The sequence below is a fragment of the Shewanella sp. SM74 genome (genome assembly GCF_025653725.1).
Taxonomy (GTDB): domain Bacteria; phylum Pseudomonadota; class Gammaproteobacteria; order Enterobacterales; family Shewanellaceae; genus Shewanella; species Shewanella oncorhynchi.
Genome location: NZ_JAKKRZ010000002.1, coordinates 237,131 through 259,321, shown reverse-complemented (window position 1 = coordinate 259,321; position 22,191 = coordinate 237,131). Strand labels below are relative to the sequence as shown.

The 22,191-nt window shown below is 45.1% G+C and carries 21 protein-coding genes; 15 read left to right on the top strand and 6 right to left on the bottom strand.

Features of this window, described 5'->3' with window-relative positions; genetic code table 11:
* Positions 1-8: 8 nt before the first annotated feature.
* Positions 9-1,073 carry an efflux RND transporter periplasmic adaptor subunit gene (locus L5M49_RS03225; RefSeq protein ID WP_105252698.1) on the bottom strand — a complete coding sequence of 355 codons (1,065 nt, stop codon included), beginning with the start codon at positions 1,071-1,073 and terminating at the stop codon, positions 9-11.
* A gap of 298 nt (positions 1,074-1,371) precedes the next feature.
* Entirely contained in the window at positions 1,372-2,658 is a 1,287-nt protein-coding gene (locus L5M49_RS03220) for a citrate synthase (protein ID WP_105252697.1), read from the bottom strand.
* 414 nt (positions 2,659-3,072) lie between these two features.
* Between L5M49_RS03220 and sdhC the strand changes: the two genes are divergently transcribed.
* The 10 genes from sdhC to L5M49_RS03170 all read left to right on the top strand — a co-directional run bounded on the left by sdhC (position 3,073) and on the right by L5M49_RS03170 (position 14,108).
* The gene (sdhC, locus tag L5M49_RS03215; RefSeq protein ID WP_263265432.1) at positions 3,073-3,468 is read left to right on the top strand and encodes a succinate dehydrogenase, cytochrome b556 subunit; all 396 of its coding nucleotides are present in this window, start codon (positions 3,073-3,075) and stop codon (positions 3,466-3,468) included.
* Positions 3,462-3,809: a succinate dehydrogenase, hydrophobic membrane anchor protein gene (gene sdhD, locus L5M49_RS03210; RefSeq protein WP_028759700.1), complete on the top strand. Its 348-nt coding sequence runs from the start codon at positions 3,462-3,464 to the stop codon at positions 3,807-3,809. The genes sdhC and sdhD overlap by 7 nt, the downstream gene beginning before the upstream one ends.
* Complete coding sequence (gene sdhA, locus L5M49_RS03205; protein WP_105252695.1) at positions 3,810-5,576, top strand: succinate dehydrogenase flavoprotein subunit; 1,767 nt, start codon at positions 3,810-3,812, stop codon at positions 5,574-5,576.
* Positions 5,577-5,587: 11 nt separating this feature from the next.
* On the top strand, positions 5,588-6,295 hold the full coding sequence (locus L5M49_RS03200) for a succinate dehydrogenase iron-sulfur subunit (RefSeq protein ID WP_028759701.1): 708 nt from the start codon (positions 5,588-5,590) through the stop codon (positions 6,293-6,295).
* Between the two features lie 214 nt (positions 6,296-6,509).
* Positions 6,510-9,341, top strand: coding sequence for a 2-oxoglutarate dehydrogenase E1 component (sucA, locus tag L5M49_RS03195; protein WP_198572331.1), 2,832 nt, complete (start codon positions 6,510-6,512; stop codon positions 9,339-9,341).
* 31 nt (positions 9,342-9,372) lie between these two features.
* A complete protein-coding gene (odhB, locus tag L5M49_RS03190) occupies positions 9,373-10,563 on the top strand; it encodes a 2-oxoglutarate dehydrogenase complex dihydrolipoyllysine-residue succinyltransferase (RefSeq protein WP_105252694.1) in 1,191 nt (396 codons plus the stop codon).
* 105 nt (positions 10,564-10,668) lie between these two features.
* Positions 10,669-11,835, top strand: coding sequence for an ADP-forming succinate--CoA ligase subunit beta (gene sucC / locus L5M49_RS03185; RefSeq protein ID WP_006081976.1), 1,167 nt, complete (start codon positions 10,669-10,671; stop codon positions 11,833-11,835).
* A complete protein-coding gene (gene sucD, locus L5M49_RS03180; RefSeq protein WP_028759703.1) occupies positions 11,835-12,707 on the top strand; it encodes a succinate--CoA ligase subunit alpha in 873 nt (290 codons plus the stop codon). The genes sucC and sucD overlap by 1 nt, the downstream gene beginning before the upstream one ends.
* 400 nt (positions 12,708-13,107) lie before the next feature.
* On the top strand, positions 13,108-13,515 hold the full coding sequence (gene rnk / locus L5M49_RS03175; RefSeq protein WP_028759704.1) for a nucleoside diphosphate kinase regulator: 408 nt from the start codon (positions 13,108-13,110) through the stop codon (positions 13,513-13,515).
* A gap of 95 nt (positions 13,516-13,610) precedes the next feature.
* Positions 13,611-14,108: a GNAT family N-acetyltransferase gene (locus L5M49_RS03170; RefSeq protein ID WP_028759705.1), complete on the top strand. Its 498-nt coding sequence runs from the start codon at positions 13,611-13,613 to the stop codon at positions 14,106-14,108.
* Positions 14,109-14,191: 83 nt separating this feature from the next.
* Here L5M49_RS03170 and fur read toward each other — a convergent pair whose 3' ends face one another.
* Positions 14,192-14,623 carry a ferric iron uptake transcriptional regulator gene (gene fur, locus L5M49_RS03165; protein ID WP_028759706.1) on the bottom strand — a complete coding sequence of 144 codons (432 nt, stop codon included), beginning with the start codon at positions 14,621-14,623 and terminating at the stop codon, positions 14,192-14,194.
* 257 nt (positions 14,624-14,880) lie between these two features.
* Here fur and cobB point away from each other — a divergent pair, with 257 nt between their 5' ends.
* From cobB to corA, 4 genes are all read left to right on the top strand, one after another.
* The gene (gene cobB / locus L5M49_RS03160; protein WP_028759707.1) at positions 14,881-15,612 is read left to right on the top strand and encodes a Sir2 family NAD+-dependent deacetylase; all 732 of its coding nucleotides are present in this window, start codon (positions 14,881-14,883) and stop codon (positions 15,610-15,612) included.
* Positions 15,609-16,058, top strand: coding sequence for an ATP-binding protein (locus tag L5M49_RS03155; RefSeq protein ID WP_198572329.1), 450 nt, complete (start codon positions 15,609-15,611; stop codon positions 16,056-16,058). Before cobB ends, L5M49_RS03155 begins: the two co-directional genes overlap by 4 nt.
* Positions 16,059-16,388: 330 nt before the next feature.
* Positions 16,389-16,760 carry a hypothetical protein gene (locus L5M49_RS03150; protein ID WP_168825387.1) on the top strand — a complete coding sequence of 124 codons (372 nt, stop codon included), beginning with the start codon at positions 16,389-16,391 and terminating at the stop codon, positions 16,758-16,760.
* Between the two features lie 127 nt (positions 16,761-16,887).
* A complete protein-coding gene (corA, locus tag L5M49_RS03145) occupies positions 16,888-17,835 on the top strand; it encodes a magnesium/cobalt transporter CorA (protein WP_105252689.1) in 948 nt (315 codons plus the stop codon).
* 176 nt (positions 17,836-18,011) lie between these two features.
* Here corA and L5M49_RS03140 read toward each other — a convergent pair whose 3' ends face one another.
* Entirely contained in the window at positions 18,012-19,274 is a 1,263-nt protein-coding gene (locus tag L5M49_RS03140) for an HD-GYP domain-containing protein (protein WP_028759711.1), read from the bottom strand.
* A gap of 118 nt (positions 19,275-19,392) precedes the next feature.
* Between L5M49_RS03140 and L5M49_RS03135 the strand changes: the two genes are divergently transcribed.
* Entirely contained in the window at positions 19,393-20,088 is a 696-nt protein-coding gene (locus tag L5M49_RS03135; protein WP_105252688.1) for a 2OG-Fe(II) oxygenase, read from the top strand.
* A 15-nt stretch (positions 20,089-20,103) separates the two neighbouring features.
* Here the strand turns inward: L5M49_RS03135 and L5M49_RS03130 are convergent, their stop codons facing one another.
* Both L5M49_RS03130 and L5M49_RS03125 read right to left on the bottom strand, forming a co-directional pair.
* Positions 20,104-21,453, bottom strand: coding sequence for a sensor histidine kinase (locus L5M49_RS03130; protein WP_028759713.1), 1,350 nt, complete (start codon positions 21,451-21,453; stop codon positions 20,104-20,106).
* Positions 21,444-22,118, bottom strand: coding sequence for a response regulator (locus tag L5M49_RS03125; RefSeq protein ID WP_028759714.1), 675 nt, complete (start codon positions 22,116-22,118; stop codon positions 21,444-21,446). The genes L5M49_RS03130 and L5M49_RS03125 overlap by 10 nt, the downstream gene beginning before the upstream one ends.
* Positions 22,119-22,191 lie beyond the last annotated feature (73 nt).

The window sequence follows — 22,191 nt, the reverse complement described above, 5'->3', positions numbered from 1 at the left end:
GGCTCCTATCAGTTCTTAGCGGAAGCAAGATCGAGTGGGGTGATCACTTCGACTAAGGATTGGTCTTTCAAGTTTTGCTGGCCACGTGTAACGACTTGTTCACCGGGATTAATACCTGTAATCACTTCTACCGAATCACCTTCACGGTAGCCAATTTCGACTTCACGACGGTTCGCATTGGTACCATCAATAACATAAAGCGCTTGCTTGTTGTCTTGGTTAATCAAGGCGCTGTAGGGAACGGTAATCACGTTCTCGTGGGTGTCGTATTTGAGCTCAACTCGGGTAAACATGCCAGCTTTAAGGCGTGCCTCTTGATTCGGCACTGCAAGTGTCACCTTAAAGGTGCCACTTTGTGGGTCCACAATCGGGCTTATGCGCAACACTTTGGCATGGATAGCATTCTTGCTATGTTGATTACTAAACACTTGTGCTTCTTGGCCGAGCTTTAAGCTGGCAAGCTGTTGCTCTGGGAGATGAACAATACCGTGGAGTTCATCTTGGTTGACTATATAAAATAAATCGCCAAATTCCTTCGCCATATTGCCAGCTTTAACATAGCGTTTAGCAACTACACCGCTGATAGGGGAAAGGACGCGGCTTTCTTTTACTTGCAGTTCGGCGAGATCTTTTTTAGCAATAGCGGCTTGCAAGTTATATTCAAGTTTGGCCATTGAATCCGCGCTGATAAATTCTCTGTTGCTCATTTTCTTCAGACGATTTAATTCTTGCTCGATGATTTTGACTTCGGCTTCTGAGCGGTCTAAATCATATTGCTGCCTCTTGGCATCAATAACAGCGAGCACTTGGCCCTTTTGAACGCGGTCACCTTCTTCAACAGCGAGAGATTCAATGAGTCCTGATATACGACTCACTACATTGGCTTCCTGTGGCGCTTCTAAGGTGGCAGTTGTACTGTAAAAAGAAGAAACGTTTCCTTGCATCACTGTAGTGGTTTCGACGGGAATGGCATATTTTTCTTCTTTTTTGACCACTTCTTCCTCACCACAGGCTGCTAGCATCGAAATCATTAGCAGTGGCAGGGTGAATTGAGCAATTTTTGACTTTTCCATAAGAATGTTACCTGTTGTCTTTATTGTGATGTCAGTTGTTTGCAGAAACCATGCCAATGTTTAAATTTGTTTAATTTCAGTCTATTAGTCGTATTTTTGGCTAAGTGTGATTTGTGATTCTTACTAAATGTAGCTAAAAGGTTTAAAAAGTGATGAGAATAACTAAACGCGGTTAATTAAGATTACACAAGTGCGCAATTGCAACAATGTATTTTGTCAGGAGAGGTAAGTTTAAAAGAGGATTATTTGAAATGAAAAAAGCGCCCTTAGGCGCTTTTTAATGCGTAAGTCGTGGGACTTAGCGTTTGTCTTGTGCGACGAAATCACGCGCAGTTTCACCAGTATATAACTGACGTGGACGGCTGATTTTGTGGCCTGGTTGATCTAACATTTCTTTCCAGTGAGCAATCCAGCCTACAGTACGTGCCAGTGCGAACAGCACAGTGAACATACTGGTTGGAATACCAATGGCTTTCATAATGATGCCAGAGTAGAAGTCGACGTTTGGATACAGCTTTTTAGAAATGAAGTATTCGTCTTCAAGTGCAATGCGCTCAAGCTCCATTGCCACATCCAAGAGTGGATCTTGTACTTTCAGTTCTTTCAGCACTTCATGACAGGTTTCACGCATCACTTTGGCTCGTGGGTCAAAGTTTTTGTAAACACGGTGTCCAAAGCCCATCAGACGGAAAGGATCATTTTTATCTTTAGCGCGTTCAATGAATTCAGGAATACGGTCTACTGAACCGATTTCTTCTAACATTTGCAAACAGGCTTCGTTAGCGCCGCCGTGTGCAGGGCCCCAAAGAGATGCGATACCCGCTGCGATACACGCAAATGGGTTTGCACCTGAAGAACCGGCTAAACGTACTGTTGAAGTCGATGCATTTTGTTCATGATCTGCATGTAAAATGAAGATCCTGTCCATTGCACGTTCAACAATAGGGTTCACGACGTATTCTTCGCACGGTACAGCAAACATCATGCTTAAGAAGTTGCCTGCATAGCTTAAGTCATTACGTGGGTACACGAATGGCTGGCCTGAAGAATACTTGTAGCACATGGCTGCTATCGTAGGCATTTTTGAGACTAAGCGATAAGCGGCGATTTCGCGGTGACGTGGATCGTTAACATCCAGAGAGTCTTGGTAAAATGCAGATAATGCACCCGTCACACCACATAACATGGCCATAGGATGAGCATCACGACGGAAACCTCTAAAGAAGAAGGCTAGCTGCTCGTGAACCATAGTGTGGGTTTTAACTGTATGTACAAACTCAGTATATTGCGCTTTGGTCGGCAGTTCACCGTAAAGCAGCAAATAACACAGGTCTAGGTAATCGGAGTCAACGGCAAGTTGATCGATTGGATAGCCACGGTGTAACAATATACCTAGATCACCATCAATATAGGTAATTGCAGATTCACAGGAGGCAGTCGCAAGAAAACCTGGATCAAAAGTAAAGTAACCTTTGCTGCCAAGTTTACTGATATCGATTACGTCAAAACCAGCGGTTCCCTGCTTTACTGGCAATTCTATCGAGTCGTTCCCTGGTAATTCTAATTTGGCTTTTAAATCAGCCATACCCCGTTCTCCTTACTTAGTTCTTATCTGTGAGTGCGGCATGTCAAACCGCCATTACTTTACAGCCATTCTAGATCACATTTCAATTTAAATAAGCGTTTAAATTTGTTAGACCATGGTATAAAAGCCTTTACTTTTCTATTTGTAACTGGCACTTACAGTAAAAAATAGTCAAAAAAACATAATTTGCATTCTGTGATGTTTGTATTTGACATTTGCCGCGAGTATACTTGCCTCGCCCAATAAGGGCCGCAAACAACGATTATAAAGCACCCTTTGTTTACATGTTAAATGAATGCGTGCTCAGATAGTTAACTGTTTGTTTAAACTTTGCTTTTGTGTTTACTTTTGCAGTGATCAACCTCCTGTTTAAAGTTTGTACAAAAGCGGTTCACATAACAAAAAAAATGCTCAATGGAGCTGAGTGAGCAGAACGTGAAAAAGCAAAGACCTGTCCATTTAGATCTGCAGACCATTCGCTTTCCTGCAACAGCGATTGTGTCAATTCTTCACCGTGTTTCCGGTGTCATCATGCTGTTCGCAGTTGGCATTCTCATTTGGTTGCTAAATTCATCTTTAGCATCAGCTGAAAGTTTCGCTGGCGTACAATCTCTATTCGATAACTTCGCGATGAAGTTTATCCTGTGGGGCATTATGACTGCACTGGCGTATCACTTGTTTGGTGGCCTGCGCCACTTAGTAATGGATACCGGTCGTTGGGAAGAATTGTCATCGGGTGCCGCATCAGCGAAAGCTGTATTTGCCTTAACGGTAGCCTTTTCAATCATAGCGGGGATCTGGGTATGGTAACCAATGCAGCAAGTTTTGGACGCAGTGGTGTTCATGACTATATTCTACTACGCGCTAGTGCAGTGATCCTCGCCTGTTACACCATTTTCTTGGTTGGCTTTATTGCATGTAGTTCCCCTCTCACCTACGACGTCTGGCATGGCTTATTTAGTGCTCTGCCAATGAAAGTGTTTACACTTCTGACGCTGGTAGCCTTATTAGTACATGCTTGGATTGGTGTATGGCAAGTGCTGACAGATTACGTTAAGTGCACGTCGTTACGTGGTGTTTTACAGTTCACCTTTGTCGTTACCGTATTTTGTTATTTAGCGGCCGGCATTGTTATTGTGTGGGGTGTCTAAGTGAGTATTCCAGTACGCGAATTTGATGCTGTAGTGATCGGTGCCGGTGGCGCTGGTATGCGTGCAGCGCTGCAGATTTCCAAAGAAGGTAAAAGCTGTGCGCTTTTATCAAAAGTATTCCCAACCCGTTCTCATACCGTATCTGCGCAGGGTGGTATCACTGTTGCGTTAGGTAACGCCCATGAAGATCATTGGGAACAACACATGTACGATACCGTGAAAGGTTCCGATTTTATCGGTGACCAAGAAGCGATCGAGTTCATGTGTAAAACCGGTCCTGAAGCCGTGATTGAACTTGAGCAAATGGGTTTGCCTTTCTCTCGTTTCGAAAATGGTACGATTTACCAACGTCCATTTGGTGGTCAATCTAAGAACTTTGGTGGCGAGCAGGCTGCGCGTACTGCGGCAGCTGCCGACCGTACTGGTCATGCTTTGCTTCACTGTTTATACCAACAAAACGTTAAGCATAAGACGCAAGTCTTCTCAGAATGGTATGCATTAGATCTCGTTAAAAACGATGATGGCGCCGTTGTGGGTTGTACTGCGATTGAAATTGAAACGGGCGATATCGTTTATTTCAAAGCTAAGGCAACGATTCTAGCGACAGGTGGTGCAGGGCGTATTTATGCTTCGACCACTAACGCACATATCAACACCGGTGACGGCGTCGGTATGGCAATGCGTGCTGGCGTGCAAATGCAAGACATGGAAATGTGGCAATTCCACCCAACTGGCATCGCCGGCGCGGGTGTACTTGTGACTGAAGGTTGTCGTGGTGAAGGCGGTTATCTGCTGAACAAAGACGGCGAGCGTTTCATGGAGCGTTATGCCCCTAACGCGAAAGATTTGGCATCACGCGACGTGGTAGCACGTTCTATGATGACTGAAATCCGCGAAGGTCGTGGTTTAGACGGTCCATTAGGCCCACACTGTTTGCTCAAGCTTGATCACTTAGGTAAAGAAACATTAGAAGCACGTTTACCAGGCGTGTGTGAATTGTCTCGTACTTTTGCCCATATCGATCCAGCCGATGGTCCAATTCCAGTACTACCAACGTGTCACTATATGATGGGTGGCCTACCAACTAAGGTCAGTGGTCAAGTTATTCGTAAGAATGAAGACGGCACTGAACAAGATGTTATTGGTCTGTTCGCTGTGGGTGAGATTGCCTGTGTATCTGTACATGGTGCAAACCGTTTAGGTGGTAACTCACTGCTTGACTTAGTGGTCTTTGGCCGCGCAGCGGGTCAGCATTTAGGTAAAGCTTTGGATGAGACTGACGATCCAAAAGACGCAAGTGATGCGGATATTGCTGCCTCTCTGGCTCGTCTGAATCGTTGGGAAAGCAACAAAGATGGCGAAGATCCAGCGCAAATCCGCAAGGATCTGCAACTGTGTATGCAATTAAACTTCTCTGTATTCCGTCGTGGCGATGCTATGGCTGAAGGGTTAGAGCAGTTGAAAGTGATTCGTGAACGTCTTGCAAATGCTAAATTGTCTGATAACTCTCGTGAATTCAATACTCAACGTATTGAATGTTTAGAGTTAGATAACTTGATGGCAACGGCAATCGCCACGGCTTATGCGGCTAACTTCCGTACCGAAAGTCGCGGTGCTCACTCACGTGAAGATTATTTAGAGCGTGATGATGAGAACTGGTTATGCCACAGCTTATTTGACCCAATCACTGAAACGATGGATCGTCGTGCAGTGAACATGGCACCTAAGTTACGTGAAGCATTCCCGCCGAAGAAACGTACCTACTAGGAGTTGCAAAGATGAAATTGACATTTGCAGTTTATCGCTACAATCCTGACGTAGATACTAAACCGTATATGCAGGATTACAGCTTAGAAGTGGCAGAAGGCTCTGACATGATGGTGCTCGATGCACTGATCAAGTTGAAAGAGCAAGATCCGACTTTGTCATTCCGTCGTTCATGCCGTGAAGGCGTGTGTGGTTCAGACGGCGTGAACATGAATGGTAAGAATGGTCTGGCGTGTATTACCCCAATTTCAACCTTTAAAGGTAAGAAATTAGAAATACGTCCATTACCAGGTATGCCAGTTGTTCGTGACTTAGTTGTTGATTTAACTCAGTTCTATAAGCAGTATGAGAAGATCAAGCCTTACCTCATCAATGATGAGAAACAACCTGCTCGTGAACACTTACAATCCCCTGAAGAGCGTGCTCATTTAGATGGTTTGTACGAATGTATCATGTGTGCCTGTTGTTCTACGGCTTGCCCATCATTCTGGTGGAATCCTGATAAGTTTATCGGTCCAAGCGGTCTGCTTCACGCATATCGTTTCTTGATCGACAGTCGCGATACAGCTACAGAAGAACGTTTATCTGAGCTGGACGACGCCTATAGCGTGTTCCGTTGCCATGGCATCATGAACTGCGTTGACGTTTGTCCAAAAGGTCTTAATCCGACTAAAGCAATTGGTCATATTAAGTCCATGCTGTTGAAGCGAGCAGTGTAATGCGAGAACCCGAGCTGAAACCAATAATAATATAGCTCTTGAAGAGTCACTTTCTGGTAGCAGAAGGTGACTCTTTTGCGTATGTAATGGAAGACAACGCGCCGTATATCTGGACATCTAGGGGCGGCAGAAATTATGCGTCGAAGGTAATCTCTACAGACTGCATATTTAATACTATGGCTAAGCACGTGTATAAAGTTTGAAAGGAATAGAAATGCACCAAGGCATCATGAAAGCCTGGCTCGAATCATCTCACTTAAGTGGTGCAAATTCGACCTACGTAGAAGAGATGTATGAAGCCTATCAAGAAGACCCACAGTCAGTCGCTGATGATTGGCGTGCGGTATTTGATAATCTCCCTCCTGTGAACGGTGCCTCTGTTGATGCGCCTGAAGCTGCTCACTCAAAAGTACGTGATTATTTTCGCAGTTTAGCGTTAGAAGGACGCCATAAGAGCTCTGCTCGTGTGACGGATCCTGAAATGGATGCTAAACAAGTTAAAGTCCTGCAATTAATTAACGCCCATCGTTTCCGTGGTCACCAAGGTGCTAATCTTGATCCCCTCGAATTGTGGAAACGTGAACCCGTAGCTGATTTAGATCCTGCCTTCCACGGCTTGACTAAAGAAGACATGGAACGTGAGTTTAATACAGGTTCTTTTGCTCATGGTGGCGAAACCATGAAGCTCGCGGATTTGGTAAAAGCGCTGAAAGCCACCTACTGTGGTTCTATCGGTGCTGAATATATGCACATTACCGATACCGATGAGAAACGCTGGATCCAACAACGTCTCGAACCTTCCTTAGGTAAAGCTAACTACGATAAAAGTGTTAAGACACGCATTCTTGAAGGCCTTAACGCCGCAGAAGGTATTGAAAAATACTTAGGTGCTAAATTCCCTGGTGCGAAACGTTTCTCGTTAGAAGGCGGTGATGCGTTAGTGCCTATGATGCGCGAAATTATTTATCGTGCAGGTGAAGCCGGTACTAAAGAAATCGTCGTCGGTATGGCTCACCGTGGTCGTCTGAACGTGTTAGTGAACGTATTAGGTAAGCGTCCAGCTGAACTGTTTGACGAGTTCGCGGGTAAGCATGCTGATACCCACGGTTCTGGTGATGTTAAGTACCACCAAGGTTTCTCCTCTGATTTCGAAACGCCGGGTGGCAATGTGCATTTAGCACTGGCCTTCAACCCATCGCACCTTGAAATCGTTAACCCTGTGGTCATCGGTTCTGTACGTGCCCGTCAAGACCGTCGTGGTTGTAAGGATGGCTTGCAAGTCATGCCTATTACTATTCATGGTGACTCTGCCATTGCGGGTCAAGGGATAGTACAAGAGACATTCAACATGTCTCAAACCCGTGGCTTTAAAGTCGGCGGCAGTATTCGCATCGTAGTGAACAACCAAGTGGGTTTCACGACGTCTAACCATGCGGACACTCGTTCGACTGAATACTGTACTGACATCGCTAAGATGGTTCAGGCACCGATTTTCCACGTTAACTCTGATGATCCCGAAGCCGTTGCTTTTGTGTCGCAGTTAGCCGTTGATTATCGTAACGAGTTCAAACGTGATGTGGTGGTTGAATTGGTCTGTTATCGCCGTCATGGCCATAACGAAGCCGATGAGCCAAGTGCAACTCAGCCGCTGATGTATGCCAAGATCAAGAAACACCCAACGCCACGTAAGATTTATGCAGACAAGCTAATCGCTGAAAACGTGATGGCAGCTGATGATGTGACTGGTCTTATCAATAATTACCGTGATGCATTAGATCAAGGTGATTGTGTGGTTAAAGAATGGCGCCCAATGACGCTGCATTCTGTTGACTGGACTCCGTATATCGGTCGTGAGTGGGACGAAGCGTATCAAGCCTCTATGTCGGCTGAGCGTTTACAAAGTCTGGCTGACAAACTGAGCTATGTACCTGAAAGTCATCCATTGCAATCACGGGTTGCTAAGATTTATAGCGACCGTTTAGCGATGGCAAAAGGCGAGAAGCCACTCGATTGGGGTTTTGCAGAAACGCTGGCTTATGCCTCAATTCTGGAAGACAACAAGCGTGTACGTATTACAGGTCAGGATTCTGGCCGCGGTACTTTCTTCCATCGTCATGCTGTATTGCACAATCAAAACGATGGCACGACTTACATGCCACTGCGCAATATTGCTGATGAACAAGGCCCAATTGATATTACTGACTCAGTATTATCTGAAGCCTCAGTACTGGCGTTTGAGTATGGTTATGCCACAGCAGAACCCGGCGGATTGACTATTTGGGAAGCCCAGTTTGGTGACTTTGCTAACTGTGCCCAAGTGGTAATCGATCAGTTCTTGTCATCGGGTGAGCAGAAGTGGGGCCGTTTATGTGGTCTGACTATGCTGTTACCCCATGGCTATGAAGGTCAAGGCCCTGAGCATTCAAGCGCCCGTTTAGAGCGTTTCTTGCAGATGTGTGCTAACCACAATATGCAAGTGTGTGTGCCTTCAACACCTGCACAGGTCTACCATATGTTGCGCCGCCAAGTGGTGCGTCCTATGCGTCGTCCACTTATCGTTATGTCGCCTAAGTCATTACTACGTCATCCATTAGCGGTTTCAAGCTTGGAAGAATTAGCCAATGGCAGTTTCCAAAATGTGATCGGTGAAATCGATACGTTGGAAGCAAGCAAGGTTGACCGAGTTGTCTTCTGCAGTGGTAAGGTTTACTTCGAACTGCTGGAAAAACGTCGTAAAGAAAATATCACTAACGTAGCGTTAATCCGTGTCGAACAGTTATATCCGTTCCCACATGATGAAATGATCGTTGCTTTGGCTGATTACCAACATGTGAAAGATTTTGTTTGGTGTCAGGAAGAGCCACAGAACCAAGGTGCTTGGTACTCTAGTCAACACCATTTCTGGGCCGCGGTTCCTGCAGGTGCACAGTTAACTTATGCTGGTCGTGAAGCGTCAGCTGCACCAGCGTGTGGTTACCCTGAGTTGCACACACATCAGCAAGAATCTTTAGTGAACAGTGCCCTGAAACTTACAATCGCACTGTAGTAATAGACATTTTATAAAAGGATAGTTTTTCATGAGTATCGAAATCAAGGTACCCGTACTACCAGAATCTGTTGCCGATGCCACGATTGCCACTTGGCATGTGAAAGTGGGCGAGCAAGTTTCTCGTGATCAAAACCTGGTTGATATTGAAACCGATAAAGTGGTTCTTGAAGTGGTTGCGCCAGAAGATGGCCACATTGGCGAGTTCTTATTTGAAGAAGGCGCCACTGTTCTGGGTGAACAAGTGATCGCTAAATTTATCGCCGGTGCTGTATCGGGCAAAGAAGTCACTAAAGCGCAAGCTGAAGCGGCAACGCCTGTAGCTGAAACTAGCGATGAAAGCAGTGATGCGTTAAGCCCATCTGTTCGCCGTTTACTGGCAGAGCACAATGTTGATGCCAGCAAAGTAAAAGGCACGGGTGTGGGTGGTCGTATTACGAAAGAAGACGTAGAAGCCTTCGTTAAGTCTGCCCCTAAAGCTGCGGCGCCAGCAGCACCTGCTGTCGCTCCGTTAGCGGCTGGCCGTAGCGAGAAGCGCGTGCCAATGACACGTCTGCGTAAGACAATCGCAAACCGCTTGTTAGAAGCGAAAAACTCTACCGCTATGCTCACGACGTTTAACGAAGTGAACATGAAGCCCATCATGGATATCCGTAAGCAATACCAAGATATCTTTGAAAAGCGCCACGGTATCCGTTTAGGCTTTATGTCTTTCTACATCAAAGCCGTGACTGAAGCGCTGAAACGTTTCCCAGAAGTCAACGCGTCTATTGATGGCGATGATATCGTCTATCACAACTACTTCGACATCAGCATCGCAGTATCAACACCACGTGGTCTGGTAACACCAGTGTTACGTGACACAGATACCATGAACTTAGCTGAAATCGAAAAAGCAGTTCGTGACTTAGCCCTTAAAGGCCGTGACGGTAAGCTGACTGTGGCTGACATGACTGGCGGTAACTTCACTGTGACTAACGGTGGTGTTTTCGGTTCACTGATGTCTACACCGATCCTTAACCTGCCACAAAGTGCGATTTTAGGCATGCATGCCATTAAAGATCGCCCAATGGCAGTCAATGGTCAGGTTGAAATCCTGCCCATGATGTACCTAGCACTCTCATATGACCATCGTATTGTTGATGGCCGTGAGTCTGTTGGTTTCTTGGTTGCGATTAAAGACTTCCTAGAAGACCCAACTCGTCTGCTGCTTGATCTGTAACACAACTCGATAAGAGATTGCGCTTAAAGAAATAGCCAGACATACCCTCGTGACTGGCCCAAACGGGCCAGTTGGATTTGATTAGAAGTATACGGATAGATCATCATGAATTTGCATGAGTATCAGGCAAAATCCTTATTTGCCGAATATGGTTTACCAGTGTCAGAAGGTTTTGCATGTGATACAGCCCAAGAAGCTGTAGAAGCGGCAGGCCATATTGGCGGAAATTTATGGGTTGTTAAGTGTCAAGTACACGCAGGCGGCCGCGGTAAAGCAGGTGGCGTTAAAGTCACTGGCGATAAAGAAGAAATCAGAGCCTTTGCCGAACACTGGTTAGGCAAAAATCTGGTGACTTATCAAACTGATGAGAAAGGCCAGCCAGTTGCTAAAATTTTAGTAGAAAGCTGTACCGACATTGCTAACGAACTGTACTTAGGTGCCGTTGTTGACCGCGCGACTCGTCGCGTTGTGTTCATGGCGTCGACTGAAGGTGGTGTTGAAATTGAGAAAGTGGCAGAAGAAACGCCAGAACTCATCCACACAGCAATCATAGATCCTTTGACTGGCCCACAAGGTTATCAAGCACGTGATCTTGGCTTCAAGTTAGGTTTAAACCCAACTCAAATGAAGCAGTTCACTAAGATTTTCATGGGTCTGGCGACTATGTTCGTTGATCATGATTTCGCATTGCTTGAAATCAACCCACTGGTTATTACCACTGAAGGCAACCTACACTGCCTAGACGGTAAAATCGGTATCGACGGTAACGCACTTTATCGTCAACCAAAAATCAAAGGCATGCACGATCCATCACAGGATGATGCCCGCGAAGCTCACGCTGCTAAGTTCGAGCTGAACTACGTTGCATTAGACGGTAACGTTGGCTGTATGGTGAACGGTGCAGGTCTGGCGATGGGTACTATGGATATCGTTAACTTGCACGGTGGCAAGCCAGCGAACTTCCTAGACGTAGGCGGCGGCGCGACGAAAGAACGTGTAGCAGAAGCATTCAAAATCATTCTGTCTGACAGCAATGTGAAAGCGGTTCTGGTTAACATTTTCGGCGGTATCGTACGTTGTGACATGATCGCAGAAGGTATTATCGGCGCTGTTAAAGAAGTGGGCGTTAAAGTACCTGTTGTGGTTCGTTTAGAAGGTACTAACGCTGAACTTGGCCGTGAAGTATTAGCTAAATCAGGTCTAGATATCATTGCAGCTACCAGTCTAACTGACGCGGCTGAGCAAGTAGTTAAAGCTGCGGAGGGCAAATAATGTCTGTCTTAATCAATAAAGATACCAAGGTAATTTGCCAAGGTTTCACTGGCGGTCAAGGTACATTCCACTCACAACAAGCTATCGATTATGGTACGCAAATGGTGGGCGGTGTGTCTCCTGGTAAAGGTGGTCAAACTCACTTAGGTCTGCCAGTGTTCAACACTGTGAAAGACGCTGTTGCTGCGACTGGCGCAACTGCTTCTGTGATCTATGTACCGGCTCCTTTCTGTAAGGATGCCATTCTTGAAGCTATCGACGGTGGCATCGAGCTTATCGTTTGTATCACTGAAGGCATTCCTACACTGGACATGCTGCAAGTTAAAGTGAAGCTTGAAGAAACTGGCGTTCGCATGATCGGCCCTAACTGCCCAGGTGTTATCACCCCAGGTGAATGTAAGATCGGCATTATGCCAGGTCACATCCACTTAAAAGGCAAAGTGGGTATCGTTTCTCGTTCAGGTACTCTGACTTATGAAGCGGTTAAGCAAACAACGGATGAAGGTTTCGGCCAATCTACTTGCGTAGGTATCGGTGGTGACCCAATTCCAGGTACTAGCTTCATTGATGTACTGGAAATGTTCCAAAACGATCCACAGACTGAAGCGATCGTTATGATCGGTGAAATCGGTGGTAACGCTGAGGAAGATGCGGCGGCTTTCATTAAAGCACACGTGACTAAGCCTGTTGTGTCTTATATTGCGGGTGTCACTGCACCTGCTGGTAAGCGTATGGGCCATGCTGGCGCGATTATCGCTGGCGGTAAAGGTACTGCAGAAGACAAATTTGCTGCATTAGAAGCAGCGGGCGTGACAACTGTCCGCTCGCTTGCTGATATCGGCAAAGCGCTGCGTATTCGTACAGGTTGGTAAGCTAACCTTTCGAATATAAAAGGCGCCTAAGGCGCCTTTTTTATTGGCTGTAATTTCGGCAGCTAAGCGCAGTAAATCATAGGAATGGGATTGAGCTAACACCATGAAGACTAGATATTTTTGCTTCTACGGGTTAGATTGATGCTTCTCTACTACGCGCTCGTCTGTGTCATTGGCGAGGATAATGTGAGTAGAGCCATTAACCATGAGCTAAGTGCTTATGGCTTCAGTGCTGTTCTGCAAAAAATCTTGAACTCAAATTTATTTAACACGGTTGCAGTCTATCGTTGCGAGCGTATTTGTTTTATGGGGCTTACCGCATTGGGGGAGGGTAAGCAACAGAGTCGATGTTAGCCACAGTAAAGGCTTAAACATCACATTTTTTTACGAGGGAAAAACTGTGAAAACACCTAAAATCATTATTTCGGAAATTGACTTAGAAAGACTAGAGCGATTATTGGAGTCACTGCCGGCAAATGCGTTTCCGGGCAAAGCGGCATTGGAGGCTGAATTAGACAGAGCCGATATTGTGCCTGCATCACAGGTGCCCGCGAATGTGGTGACCATGAATTCAGAAGTGAAGTTTAGCGTTTCATCCAGTAATGAGACTTTCTGTTTACGTTTAGTGTATCCAAAAGACGTGAACGGCGCGGGCACGATTTCTATTTTGGCGCCGGTGGGCAGCGCATTATTAGGGCTCTCTCAAGGTGATGAAATTGAATGGCCAGGTCCGGGTGGTTCTATGGTAAAAGTGCGTATTGAGGAAATCCTGTATCAACCTGAACGCAGTGGTGATTTCCACCGTTAAGCTTGAGGTATTGGCGTAGTGTCGTTGACGTTACGCCAGTGCACTTTAAGCGAACCATTGGTTGATTTTTAAGTGCCATTTTTGAAGGAGCAAAGATGATAACCCAAACTGAACGGTTAATTATTCGACCATTTACTGAGCAAGATTGTGAAGCGCTTTATTTGATGAACAGTAATGCTGCGATGCTGAAATACATTCCCACCGCGGCATTTACAGCTCGCGAGCAGGCGGTTGAGTTGTTTCACAAGGTGATCCAAGTCGATTATCAGCAACATGGTTTTGGTCGTTGGGCGGTAGAGCATAAAGCCGATAAGCGGGTGATTGGTTTTTGTGGTCCGAAATTTATTCCAGAATTCAGCGAAGTCGAACTGGGTTATCGTTATTTCCCTGAGTATTGGGGAACAGGAATTGGTACTGAGGCCGCATTTGCTGCATTAGCCGAATTTAAACGTTTTGGTATTGATCAGACGATTGCACTTATCTTAGCAGGGAATCTCGGTTCTGAAGGCGTGGCTAAGCGTGTGGGCATGCATTGGCGTGAGCAAAATGAGTTTATGGGCCATAAAGTGAATATCTACGCCAAGGTGTTATAGCGGTTTGCCCGTAAACATCATCCAATAAAAAACCAGCCTTAGGCTGGTTTTTTGCTTAATTCTTTATAAACACAATGGCCGACTTAGGCGTCGTTATGCTCACAGGTATCGTTGGTGCAAGTGCCGTACAAATATAAGCTGTGATTAGTCAGCTTAATATTGTGTTTCATGGCAATTTCATCTTGACGACGTTCGATGACTTCATCTGAAAACTCAATCACTTTGCCACACGATAGGCAAACTAAGTGATCATGATGATGCTGAGTCGATAGTTCGAAAACGGCTTTACCGCTCTCAAAATGATGGCGACTGACAATACCTGCATCATCAAATTGGTTTAACACACGGTAGACGGTGGCTAGACCAATTTCTTCACCGATATCGAGCAGCTTCTTGTACAAATCTTCTGCACTGATATGTTGGTTTTCAGGTCCTTGCATCAGTTCTAGGATCTTGACTCGTGGCAGGGTAATTTTCAAACCCGCTTTTTTTAGCGCTTGATTTCCATCTGTCATTGCTAATCTCTTGATTGCAGAACCAATAGGTTCATCCGTGGATAGTGTTTGCCATTATAGGTGCTCAGGTTGAAAACTTAAACCTTTGTTCTGGCTTTCTAGGGCGATATGCAGATAAATTGTGTCAATAGGCGTTAAATCACAATATTTTGCGGCAATTCAAGCATAGTTTTTGTATGGTTATACCAAGGAATAATATTCACGGCTGCCAAAGTCAGTGAGAATAATTCAAATAAATAAAATAATAAGGAATCGGCATGTACCAGCAAATTGTGGTGTTAACCGGCGCAGGGATCTCTGCTGAGTCGGGTTTACGCACCTTTCGCGATCAAGATGGTCTGTGGGAAGAGCATCATATTGAAGACGTTGCTACACCAGAAGGTTATGAGCGTGATGCTGAATTGGTAGAGCGATTTTACAATAGTCGTTGGTTGCAACTGCACAGTGGCACGGTTGAACCCAATGCAGCGCATGTGGCCTTGGCAAAGTTGGAAGCGGACTTTAAAGGTCAATTACTTATCATCACACAAAATATTGATGATCTGCATGAGCGTGCGGGCTCGCGCCGTCTATTGCATATGCACGGTGAATTATCCAAAGGCCGTTGTCCGCGCTCACGTCAGACCTTTATTTTACGTGAGCCCTTTGGTGCCGATAATTGCTGTACTTGTTGTATTCCGGCTCAGCGATTACGCCCCCATGTGGTGTGGTTTGGTGAAATGCCCTTAGGGATGGATCGAATTCACGATGCGCTCGATAACTGCGACTTGTTTATTGCCATTGGCACCTCTGGCACTGTGTATCCTGCCGCGGGCTTTGTGGATACTGCTAACCATCATGGGGCTCAAACAGTCGAAGTGAATATGATGGCACCTGATAGACACAGTCAGTTTCAATATCACCTCACAGGAAAAGCGGGGGAGTTAGTGCCTCAGTTGGTTGATACCATTTTAGCGGGTCGAGTGATTGGCAGTGAGTCGAACACATGAGCGAAAAAGTTGCGATTATAATGCGTGGCTTACCGGGCAGTGGTAAGTCACATTGGGTTGAAACTTATATTCTTTCCCTTCCATTAGAAAAAGCCATTGGCGTGCGGCAACGTGGCGTATTTTCGACCGATAGTTTTTTCTACCATGAAGATGAATACCGTTTCGATGCCAAGAAATTACCTGAGTTTCATCAATGTAATTTGACGGGGTTTATTCAGGCACTTTCTTCAAGCGAGCCCGTGGTGATTTGTGACAATACCAATCTGTGCCACTGGGAATACATGGCCTATGAAGCGGCGGCAAAAGCCTTAGGTTATCAAGTTAGAATTGTGCTTGTGGGTGAACCAAGCAGTCTGGCTCATCAGCAGGAATGCGCGAAACGCAATCGCCACGGCGTTCCTTTGGCACAAATTCAGCGGATGGCGAAGGTATTTGAAGATTTTTAATTTCAGGTACTTACTTATGTTGAGTGTTGTGATCTGTAGCAATCAATTTTAGGTATAGGTCCCGCAGTGTTTTCGCCCTGTCATAAGTCTGTTGTACTCTGTTTCAACGTTCTGCTTTGTCTATGTGTATGTGTATGTGCATGTGTGTGGCTCTTACATTCGCCTTATCTATTTGACTGTGCACTTTAAGCTTGATCCCAAAGACAGTTTATCCACATAAGTCTGCGTATAATGCGCTAACTTGTGTGGCATTGAAGGGTCAATGCAAGATTGCTGCTGGCTTGATCGAGACCATTGAGCACAAGCGGACGTTTATCAGAGGAAAGAGCCATGCTCATTAAAATTTTACTAACAGTCTTAGTCATTGCTGGCGCTTGGTTTTTACTGGTGAAACGCAAGCGTCAGATTGAACCTCTGGCAGTTAATCTCAGTTCAAAGCGTTTTAGTGAACCGCTGTGGCGCCGATACCTGTTGACGGGTGTGTTTGTGGTGATTGGATTTAGCCTACTGAGTTACAGTGTTTGGTATTGGCGCGATCAGCATAGAATTGTCACTGTGAGAATTGTGTCACCGAATGCCGACAATAACGGCGAGTATCGTGTGCGAAAAGGGGATATATCAGACTCGAAAATGGTCACTATCGATGGCATCCATATTCGCTTTTCGACCCAAGAACGGTTGGCAATTATCGAAACCGATTAAGGCATATTTATTTTACTAAATTACCTTGCACGCCTTTTCATTGCCAACTTATGCGGTAAACTAGCGACAATTTTTTAGCCTGCACTTAAGTGGAATCGTTAACTTAAGTTTTTTTTCAGGAGGACAAATGATTACTGCTTATGTCTATGATAATCGTCACCTTACTGTGACAGAGCTCGGCATACTGGACAGTATTCCCGCGTCGACCATTTGGTTAGATCTGTATAAACCCGATGATGAGGAGCGAGAGTGGTTAAGTCATTTTTCTGTTGAAGAAGTGCCTGACGAAGAAGATATCAATGAAATTGAGGCCTCGGCACGTTTTTATCAAAACAGTGACGGCTTGCATATTAATTCGTTATTCCCACAGCGTGTCGGCCAAGATGTGCGCGGCGTTAACGTTTCCTTCAACCTTCGTAGCAATTTTTTACTGACAATTCGTGAAGAAGACGTAGGTCTTATCCGTTTACTGCGTAACTACTTGCGTTTGGGACGGTTAGAAGTATCGACACCGCAGGAATTGTTTCTCGAATTATTCAATCTGAAAGTGGATTATCTATCTGACTTAATTGAAGACGTTTACACTGTACTTGAAAATGTCGGTGAGCAAGTATTTGATAACGACGAACTTGACGATGTATTTAAGCTCATCACTCTGCAAGAAGACTCTAATGGTAAAATCCGATTAAGTTTGCTCGATACTCAGCGTTCACTGCGTTATATGCAGCGTTATTATCGTGGCCAGTTATCCGATGAACATTTAAAGGACTTGCGGGAAATGTTGTCGGATATCGAGTCGCTGATGCCCCACAGTCAGTTTATTTTCGATAAGTTAAACTTTCTGCTCGATGCGGCCATGGGTTTCAGTGGTCTGCAGCAGAACAAAATCATCAAAATCTTCTCGGTTGCCGCTGTGGTGTTTCTACCACCGACCTTGATTGCCAGTAGTTATGGGATGAACTTTGCCAGCATGCCTGAGCTTGAGTGGCAATACGGTTACCCTATGGCGATTGTGATGATGTTAGCCAGTGCCGCAGGTACTTACTTCTTCTTTAAACGTAAGCATTGGTTATAAGTCAGCCGCTAGCTGTGTTGGTTTTCTCGAATTAAAAATAAGGGGCGAATGCAATATTCGCCCCTTATTGTTATCACTGCCATTTAACTACGTTCATTCAATGAGTGAGACTCGATGACTTTGCTTAAATGAGTGAAGCTCGTTAGACATAATCGTTAAACCAGTTTCTTAATCAACTACTTACGACTATCGCCGCCAAAGTAGTAACTCACTCGCTCGCGTGGATTCAAATATTCGTGGACTTTTTCAGGAAGCGCCGCAGGTGGTAAGCAACGCACTATGCTGATCCCTTCAATCTCTAAATCAACGATAGGCGCTTGGTCTTTAGGAACTAAGGCATCGTAAACCAATATTTTTGGACATAGCAGTTTAGTTAAGTTAACCGACATCACCATGGCATATTGACCGCTGGATAATTCCACCACACTGCCGGGGGGATAAATGCCCAGCATCTTGATCATCTTGCCAATATACTCTTGATTTAGCTTAGTTTTGTATTGCTTATACAAATGCCCCAGTGCGGCGTAGGGCATTCTGGCTTTGCCCTGTTGGCTTGGGTAACACAAGGAGTCATATTCGTTCACTACCGCAATCAGTTGCGATACCTTATCGAGAGCCTCTTCCTTTAGGCCTTTGGGATAACCACTGCCATCGAGAAACTCGTGGTGATTGGTGATTGCAGGTAAGGCTGCTTGGGGAAAATTATCGGCTAATTTGAGCAGTTCAATCCCAAGTAATGGATGCTGTTTGATAAAATTAAGCTCTGGTGCTGACCAAGGTGTCGATTTTTTTAGAATTTGTGGTGGGATTTTTAATTTACCCACATCGTGGAACAGGGCACTGAGACCGACCGTTTCGATTTCACTTCTATCCCATTCCATTTCTTTGGCGATCAGCATAGAGAGGATCGCAACATTCAAGGAGTGGTAGTAAATGCTTTCATCCTGCTTAGCATCACTCATCAAATGCAGCACTAAGTTATCTGAGTTGAGCAGCTGTTCGACTATGGTGTGTACCAAATCTTTGGCGTCATCGACCGCATTTAAGGGGCGATTACGTAGCTTAGAGATGAGGCTGCGCATCATGGCTACTGAGCGGGTAAAATTTTGCTCAGTTTTATTAATGTCACGGCGTAATTTTTTTTGTACTTCGATTTGCTCAGCCTTGTATTGATCCATGTCGTTTTTAAGCACATTGATTTCAGCACTTGGCGGCAATTTGATAGGGTTGACTGCATCAGCATGTATCGGGGCGACGTCGCTGCGTTCTAAATCGACGATGACATGTTCGATGCCCAGATTTTTAATCAACTCGATTTGCGCAGCTTGTTTAATATGAAAGCTACTGAATAAAAAGGGATGATCTTTCCAAGCCACGGGCAAACGCACAAAGTTGCCGACTTGAAGTTGATGGACTGAAACTTTACAGCTTTTTTTCATATTCTTGTTATCGTGAAGCGTAATGTGGGTTATTTTATCTCAATGATGCTGCTTTACAATTACTTAACTAACATGTCAGCATAGTAAGCCTAGAAAGTAGCCACTCCATTGAGGAAGTATGGACTTTATTGAAGTATACCCTAATGCGTTGCCGAATGACTTGTGTGACCGTCTCATTCTGGCATTTGAGCAACATGCTGGCGTTGTTGATGGACACACGGGCAATGGCGTCGATTTGGAGAAGAAGATCAGCCGCGATTTGACCTTAGATAGTTTCATCGACCTGCAGCCCATCAGAAACGAACTCTTAGGTTATACCTTAAAGGGCGCGGTAGATTATTTTACAAAATATTCAATGGCATTAATGGGTGCGGTTGCTGTGTCAGTGAGTGATGAGCAGGGCCAACCTGTAACGCTAACTCCGACTAATTTTGCGACGCTGGGTGCGCCTAGGGCCGATGGCTTAGTGAAGTATTTGTATCGCAGTGGCAGTATTAATATTCAAAAGTATCAGCAAAATAAAGGCGGTTATCCCCATTGGCATTCGGAACAATTCCCGCAGAATGGCCACAATGAAGCTCTGCATCGCGTCGTGCTCTATATGTTTTATTTAAATGATGTGGAAGAGGGCGGCGAAACCGAATTTTATTATCAACAGCGTAAAATCTCCCCTAAAAAAGGCACTATGGTGATAGCGCCTGCGGGATTTACTCATTCACATCGGGGAAATAAACCTGTGAGTGGTGACAAATATATTGCCACTTCTTGGATCATGTTTAATCGAGCCGAACAGTTATATGCGGTGATTGCCTGATAGTATCCCAGTTTATTACACTGGGATACGGATCCTAAAGAGCGCCCCTTCTAAGCGACTTTCTTCAATTTTTAAGCTGCCACCGTAGCTGTGAACGATTTCATCACAGACAGCTAATCCGATCCCTTGCCCAGGAGACTGAGTATCGGCACGCACGCCACGTTGGATAATCTTCTGTCTTAAGCTTTCTTCAACACCAGGGCCATCATCTTCAACAATGAGTTCAAACTCACCTTGTGAGTTAATTTTAGCCGATACATGCACTTGGCTGATACACAGGCGGAAAGCATTTTCCATAAGGTTGCCACACAGCTCCATTAAGTCACCCTTGTTGCCGGGGAACATCAAGGAAGGGGAGATGTTGGCCGAGAACTGCACTTGTTTTTCTCGATAAATTTTAAACAACATTTGTGCTAATTGATCGACTAAGGGCGCAATAACAGTTTGTTCTTGCTTCAGGCCTTGGCGGCCTAACATGGCCCGTTTTAATTGGTATTTGACCAGCTGATCCATCTGGCTGACTTGTTCCATGATCTTTTCGCTCGCCGATTGTTTACTCAAACTGGCGTCATCTGTAATGGCATGCACGGCGGCTAAGCGGGTTTTAAGACTGTGTGCCAAGTCATTCATAGCATTTTGATAGCGCTGTTGTTGGGCACTCGATTGTTGTAACATCTGGTTGAGTGCTTGCGTTACGCCTTCAAGTTCAACAGGATAGCCCTCAGAAAGTGATTTACTCTTCCCTTGGTTAATTGATTGCAGTTCATTTTGCATCCGTACCAAGGGACGCATGCCCCAATAGGCGGCGCTGACCAATAGAATTAAGGCTAAGGCCAATACCATGGCTAAACGAATATAAGTACGTTTACTGAACTTACTGTATTCCTGCTCCAGTTTGGCGGCATCTTTCATGACGAGGAGGTTGTAATGCACACTGGCAATTTCTACCGCGAGCAAATAGACGAAATATCCTCTGTCGTCAGCCATGGTGAGATAGTAGGGCGGGGAGTCGTTACGGATTTCGTTAAAACGCTCACAGGTATCAAATAAGCCACGATCTACTGCGAGGGATGAGGTCCAAACCTGCTTAAATTTGTCATCGCAGCTCGCTATCACATAACGCTCTTGTTTATTATTTTCTTCCAGCCAAGCACTGGTATCGGGGATAAGATCGTGCTCCCGTAATTCGGCGGCGACTTGGGGAATTTCGGCAATGAGTTGGGCCGTTTCTTCGTTATAACTATTTTGCGCATGCAGAATATTAACCATCCATGCGAGACCAAAACCCACTAAGGTAATAATTGATAGTGAGGTGAGAAACATCCGTGTCAGCAGACGTTTCTTGAATTTTAATCTTAATTGCATGGCAGGTTAAATTTATATCCTTGGCCGCGGATGGTCACTATGGGGTTATCTATACCATCGCGGGTCAGTTTTTTACGCAGGCGGCTGACCATGACTTCAATCGTATTGGGATCGCCTTCCTTATCACCATAAATCACATCGAGTAAACGTTGCTTGGCGACAACCTCATGACAATGGCGCATCAAATATTCAAGGATTAAATATTCAAAGGCAGTGACTTCCATGACTTCGTCACCCAGAGTGACTTGTTTGGCGGCGAGATCGAGTTTCAATTCTCCACTGCAAATCACGGGTTTAACAAAACCTGCGCTACGGCGCACTAAGGCATCAAGCCTTGCGACAAGCTCTTCTTTTTGAAAGGGTTTCACTAAGTAGTCATCGGCTCCGGCGTTTAGGCCTTCAACTTTATCCTGCCAATTAACTCGTGCCGTGAGAATTAATATTGGTGCTTTAAGACCCGCTTCACGGAGTTGTTGAATTAAGCTAATACCATCTTGATCGGGTAGCCCTAAATCGACAATGGCGACATCGATGGGATAATTAGTGGCTTGATAAAAACCTTCTTTGGCAGTCAGTGCCACTTGAACTTGATTGCCGAGATCGCTTAATTGCACTTTTAAGTGGTGGGATAAAATAGGATCGTCTTCAACAACCAAAATTCTCATAATATAATGCCTTAAAGTGTATGAGCTAAGCTTTAGCAAACTAGTCTACGCAAAATCACACTGATAACCAAAT